The following is a 5,176-nucleotide window of genomic DNA, read 5'->3' on the forward strand; positions in this document are numbered from 1 at the left end:
GACCGGCGGCGAGGCCGGCCGGGGTCTCGTCGACCTTGACCGCGGCGGCGCCGAGGCTGGGCAGGCCGGGGGCCATGTCTTGGCCGCGGCCCCATTGCTGCAGGTGGGTGTCGGTGATCTGCGGACCATAGACGTCGCTGCGGATGTCGTCGGTCATGGGGTAATGACGACGGGTCATGCGCCCGGCCACCCACCAGCCGATCAGGGCCAGCACGGCGGTGATCGGCAGGCCGAACAGCAGCACCCGACCCAGGTCGGCGCCCAGCTGGCCGGCGGCGGCCACGGCGCCCGGGTGGGGCGGCAGCATGGCGTGCACCGTGAGCATGGTGGCGCACATCGGCAGGGCGAAGACGATCAGCGGCTTGCGCGCGGTGCGGGCGATGCCATAGGCCAGCGGCATCAGCACGATCACGCCGACTTCGAAGAACACCGGGATGCCGACCAGGAAGCCGGCCAGGGTCAGGGCCAGCGGCGTGCGTCTGTTGCCGAAGCGCTCGATCAGCGTCTTGGCCAGGGCCTCGGCACCGCCGGAGAGTTCGATGATGCGGCCGATCATGGCGCCCAGGGCGATGATAATGGCGATGTGGCCGAGGATCTTGCCCATGCCGCCTTCGATGGTGGCGACCAGCTTGGACGGTTCCACGCCAGCGGCCAGGGCCACCAGGATGCTCACCAGCATCAGCGCCACGAAGGGCTGGAATTTGTACTTGAGAACCAGGAACAGCAGCAGGGCGATGCCCGCCGCGGCGATGAGGACCAGCAGCAACGGACTCATGAACGGGACTCCGGGCGGGTAGGGCTGACGACGTGGGACATGGCACTTTCCTCGCTATTGTTGTTTTTCCAGGGCAAGCCGATCCCGCGACGGCCGGCGAGGGCCATCGTGGGGGTATTGCGGTGGCGCGGGCTTCAGGTCACCAGACGGCGCCGAAGGTCTCCGCCAGTTCGGCCAGGGCGGCGGCATCGAGCGGCGCCGGGCGCGGCTCGCTGAGCAGCCACAGCCGCGCGGTTTCTTCCAGCTCCTCCAGGGCGAAGCTGGCCTTGCTCACGCTGCTCTCCCAGACCACCGGGCCGAGGCGTTCAAGCATCACGCCCCGGACCCGGTTGGCCAGTTGCGCCACCTGCTCGGCGACGCTGGCGGCGCCGGGGCGGGCATAGGGGATCAGCGGGATATGGCCGACCTTCATCACCTGGTAGGGGGTGATGGGCGGCAGGATGTCGTCCGGGCGCCAGACCCCGGCCAGGGTCAGGGCCACCAGGTGGGTGGAGTGGGTGTGCACCACGCCGCCCACGCCGGGATTGCGGTCATAGACCTGGCGATGCAGGGCCAGGGTCTTGGATGGCTTGTCGCCGAAGACCCAGTCGCCGTCCAGGCCGACCTTGGCGATGGCCGCCGGATCGAGGCGACCGAGGCAGGCGTCGGTGGGGGTGATCAGCCAGCCGTCTTCCAGGCGGGCGCTGATGTTGCCGGCGCTGCCCACGGTGTAGCCGCGGGCATAGAGGCTGGCGCCGACGGTGCAGATCTCTTCGCGCAGGCGGGCTTCGGCGCTCATGCCTGCTCTCCTGCCAGCTGGCGCAGCGCCTTGGCGAAGAAATCGCGGCTGCCGAAGTTGCCGGACTTGAGCGCCAGGGCCAGGGGTTCGCCCTCGACCTGGCCGAGGGTGGCCGGCACGCCCGGATCGATCTGGGCGCCGATGCGAAGGGCCTGTACGCCCAGGGCCTGGACCACGGCACCGGAGGTTTCGCCACCGGCCACCACCAGACGGCGTACGCCGCTGGCGAACAGGCCCCGGGCGATCAGGCCGAGGGCGCGTTCCACCAGTTCACCGGCGCGCGCCACGCCCAGCTCGCGCTGGATGGCCTTGACCTCGTCGGCGGGACTGGTGGCATAGATGAGCACGGCCTGGTCCTGGTCACGCACCCAGGCGAGGGCGGCGTCGATACTGTCGTCACCCCGGGCCAGGGCCAGCGGGTCCAGGCGCAGGGCCGGGCGACCGGCTTCCAGCCAGGCGGCGACCTGGCCATTGGTGGCCTGGGAGGCGCTGCCGGCCAGCACGGCTTCGCCACCGACGGGCAGCGCCAGGGCAGCGGCATCGTGCGCCTGGAGCAGGCCGGCGCGGCGGAAATTCTCCGGCAGGCCCTGGGCGATGCCCGAACCACCGGTGACCAGGGGCAGCTCGGCACAGGCCGCGCCCAGGGTATGCAGATCGGCGTCGGACAGGGCATCGGCGATGGCCAGGCGATGACCCGAATTTCGCAGTTCGGCGATGGCCGCGCGCACGGCCTCGGGGCCCTTGGCGACCTGATCGTAGCGCAGCAGCCCTACCTTGCCACGGCTCTGCGCCTGCAGCACCCGCACCAGGTTGGCGTCGCCCATGGGCGTCAGTGGGTGGTGCTGCATGCCGGACTCGCTGAGCAACTGGTCCTGCACGAACAGGTGGCCGCGGAACAGGGTGCGCCCGGTTTCCGGGAAGGCCGGGCAGGCCAGGGTGAAGTCGCAGTCCAGCGCCTCCTGCAGGGCCTCGGCCACCGGGCCGATGTTGCCTGCGGCGGTGGAATCGAAGGTCGAGCAGTACTTGAAGAAGAATTGCCGGCAGCCGCGCTGGCGCAGCCAGGCGAGGGCGGCCAGGGATTCGCTCACCGCCTCGCCGACCGGCGTGGTGCGGGATTTCAGCGCCACTACCACGGCGTCGGCCGCTTCGAGTTCGGCGTCGGCCGCGGGCACGCCGATCACCTGCACGGTGCGCATGCCGCCACGCACCAGCATGTTGGCGAGATCGGTGGCGCCGGTGAAGTCGTCGGCGATGCAGCCCAGCAGCGGGCGGGTCTCGGTCGGGCTCATGGGGTTCACTCCGCGGCCTTGGGCAACTCGATGCCCGGGAAGATCTTGATCACCGCCGAGTCGTCTTCACGACCGAAGCCTGCGGTGGAAGCCTGCATGAACATCTGGTGGGCGGTGGCCGACAGCGGCAGCGGGAATTTCGAGGTGCGCGCGGTATCCAGCACCAGGCCCAGGTCCTTGACGAAGATGTCCACGGCGGACAGCGGGGTGTAGTCGGCCTTGAGGATATGCGGCACGCGATTCTCGAACATCCAGGAATTGCCGGCGCTGTGGGTGATGACCTCGTAGAGGGCGTCCGGATCGACGCCTTCGCGCAGGCCCAGGGCCATGGCCTCGGCGGAGGCGGCGATATGCACCCCGGCCAGCAGCTGGTTGATGATCTTGACCTTGGAACCCTGGCCGGGCGCATCGCCCAGGCGATAGACCTTGCCGGCCATGGCGGCCAGTACCGCCTCGCCCTTGGCATAGGCTTCCGCGGTGCCGGAGGTCATCATGGTCATCTCGCCACTGGCGGCCTTGGCGGCGCCCCCGGAGAGCGGGGCGTCCAGCAGCAGGATGCCGCGCTCGGCCAGGCGCTCGCCCAGCTCGACGGCGTAGGCCGGGGCCACGGTGGCGCAGGCGATCACCAGGCTGCCCGGACGCAGGGCAGAGGCGGCGCCGCCTTCACCGAACAGCACGGCTTCGGTCTGCTCGGCATTGACCACCACGGTGATGAGGATGTCGCAGCTGTCGGCCAGGGCCGCGGGCGAGGTGCAGGCTACGCCGCCTTCGCTGGCGAAGCTTTCCAGCACGCTGGCGCGCACGTCACAGGCATGCACGGCGAAACCCGCACGCAGCAGCGAACGGGCGACGCCCAGACCCATGGCCCCAAGGCCGATGACACCGACGTTGTCTTGCATCTTGTTGTTCTCCGTAAAAAGGTCAGGCGAAGCCGGCCTGCCGCAGGCGGCGGGCGGCGTTGTAGATGTGCTGGCGGGCGGCGTTGGCGGCGGCCAGGGGATCGCCGAGGCGGATGGCGGCGACGATGGCCTGGTGTTCTTCGTGCACCTGGCGGGAGAAGTCCTCGCGCCGCGCCTCGTTGGTGCGGGTGATGCGCGTGGCCGTCTCCAGGTACTGGCTGACGAATTCCAGGGTCCTGATGAAGTAGGGATTGCCGGTGGCCTGGGCGATGGTGCGATGGAAGGCCACGTCGGCGCGTACCCCGTCATGGCCGTCGGCGACTTCTTCGTCGATGGCGGCCAGGGCCTCGTCGATGGCGACCAGATCGGTCTCGCTGCGGTTGATGGCGGCTTCGGAGGCAATCTCCGCCTCGATGGCGCGCCGCAGGTCCAGCAGGTGGAAGACGCTGCCGGGCAGGCTGGCTTCGTCGGCGTCGATACGCAGCGGGCGGATGCTGGCGTGGGCGGTGACGAAGATGCCGCGACCCTGCTGGGGCTGCAGCACGCCTTCGTTCTTCAGCCGCGAGATGGCCTCGCGCACCACGGTGCGGCTGACACCGAAGGCTTCGGAGAGCAGGGCTTCGCTGGGGATCTTGCTACCGGGGGCGAAGACGCCGGCTTCGATCTTGTCCAGCAGCTGCTGAGCGACGCTGTCGCTCAGCACATTGGCGGGAACCTTGGCGAACATGGAGACCTGCTTATGTGGTTGTAAGGTTGTCATACAGGTTGTGGCGCTACTTTCGCACAGGCTTTTCCCGTTGTGTAGTGGTTTTGACGGAGGCACTACGGAATTTTTGTGATGGATTCTACGGCTGGCAGATGCAGGCTAGAGCCGCTAGTAAGTGTTATAATATAACACTTACCGGTTGAGGGCTGCTCCATGACTCCTGAAGAACTCCTGGCACAACCTGCCGCGGACTACATGAACGAGGTCCAGCGGGAATTCTTTCGTCGACTGCTGCTGACCCAGCGTGGCGACCTGCAATGCCTCATCGACGAGCAGGTGGAGGACCTGCGCGGCCTGGACACCCACGGTGATCCGGCCGATGTCGGCAATGCCGAGCGGGAACGCCAGTGGCAACTGCGCCAGCTGGAACGGGAAAAGAAGCTGCTGGACAAGATCGACGAAGCCCTGGAACGCCTGGCCCGCGACGACTACGGCTGGTGCCAGGAGACCGGCGAACCCATAGGCCTTGCCCGCCTGCTGCTGAGGCCTACTGCGACCCTCAGCGTGGAAGCCAAGGAGCGCCAGGAGCAGCGCGAACGGCATCTGCAGTCGTCGTGAGGGGGCGGTAGCCGGGCTTTCCCTCACCCCAACCCTCTCCCAGGGGGAGAGAGAACAAAGCGGACCCGTAGGTTGGGCTGAGACAGCTCCATCGTCGAAGCCCAACAGCGC

General features: G+C 68.5%; 6 protein-coding genes. 1 reads left to right on the plus strand and 5 read right to left on the minus strand.

The features are described 5' to 3' along the window. From GSQ95_RS24970 to GSQ95_RS24990, 5 genes are all read right to left on the minus strand, one after another. Positions 1-775 (minus strand): SLC13 family permease (locus GSQ95_RS24970; RefSeq protein WP_256664713.1); only part of this gene is annotated, 775 nt, incomplete at its 3' end. 139 nt (positions 776-914) lie between these two features. Next, on the minus strand, positions 915-1,553 hold the full coding sequence (locus GSQ95_RS24975; protein ID WP_158892803.1) for an aldolase: 639 nt from the start codon (positions 1,551-1,553) through the stop codon (positions 915-917). Further along, complete coding sequence (otnK, locus tag GSQ95_RS24980; RefSeq protein WP_158892801.1) at positions 1,550-2,842, minus strand: 3-oxo-tetronate kinase; 1,293 nt, start codon at positions 2,840-2,842, stop codon at positions 1,550-1,552. Before otnK ends, GSQ95_RS24975 begins: the two co-directional genes overlap by 4 nt. 5 nt (positions 2,843-2,847) lie before the next feature. Then, positions 2,848-3,741, minus strand: coding sequence for an L-threonate dehydrogenase (gene ltnD, locus GSQ95_RS24985; RefSeq protein ID WP_158892799.1), 894 nt, complete (start codon positions 3,739-3,741; stop codon positions 2,848-2,850). A 22-nt stretch (positions 3,742-3,763) separates the two neighbouring features. Continuing rightward, positions 3,764-4,468 carry a FadR/GntR family transcriptional regulator gene (locus GSQ95_RS24990; protein ID WP_044341678.1) on the minus strand — a complete coding sequence of 235 codons (705 nt, stop codon included), beginning with the start codon at positions 4,466-4,468 and terminating at the stop codon, positions 3,764-3,766. Positions 4,469-4,660: 192 nt separating this feature from the next. On the opposite strand from GSQ95_RS24990, the gene dksA reads away from it, so the two are divergent. After that, on the plus strand, positions 4,661-5,065 hold the full coding sequence (gene dksA, locus GSQ95_RS24995; protein ID WP_158892797.1) for an RNA polymerase-binding protein DksA: 405 nt from the start codon (positions 4,661-4,663) through the stop codon (positions 5,063-5,065). Positions 5,066-5,176: the final 111 nt, after the last annotated feature.

Source organism: Pseudomonas sp. BAV 4579 (assembly GCF_009765395.1).
GTDB classification, from domain to species: Bacteria; Pseudomonadota; Gammaproteobacteria; order Pseudomonadales; family Pseudomonadaceae; genus Chryseomonas; species Chryseomonas aestiva.

Coding starts and splice junctions, on each gene's coding strand:
- otnK (WP_158892801.1), bottom strand. CDS start 2,842: ATGAGCCCGACCGAGACCCGCCCGCTGCTGGGCTGCATCGCCGACGAC.
- dksA (WP_158892797.1), top strand. CDS start 4,661: ATGACTCCTGAAGAACTCCTGGCACAACCTGCCGCGGACTACATGAAC.
- GSQ95_RS24990 (WP_044341678.1), bottom strand. CDS start 4,468: ATGTTCGCCAAGGTTCCCGCCAATGTGCTGAGCGACAGCGTCGCTCAG.
- GSQ95_RS24975 (WP_158892803.1), bottom strand. CDS start 1,553: ATGAGCGCCGAAGCCCGCCTGCGCGAAGAGATCTGCACCGTCGGCGCC.
- ltnD (WP_158892799.1), bottom strand. CDS start 3,741: ATGCAAGACAACGTCGGTGTCATCGGCCTTGGGGCCATGGGTCTGGGC.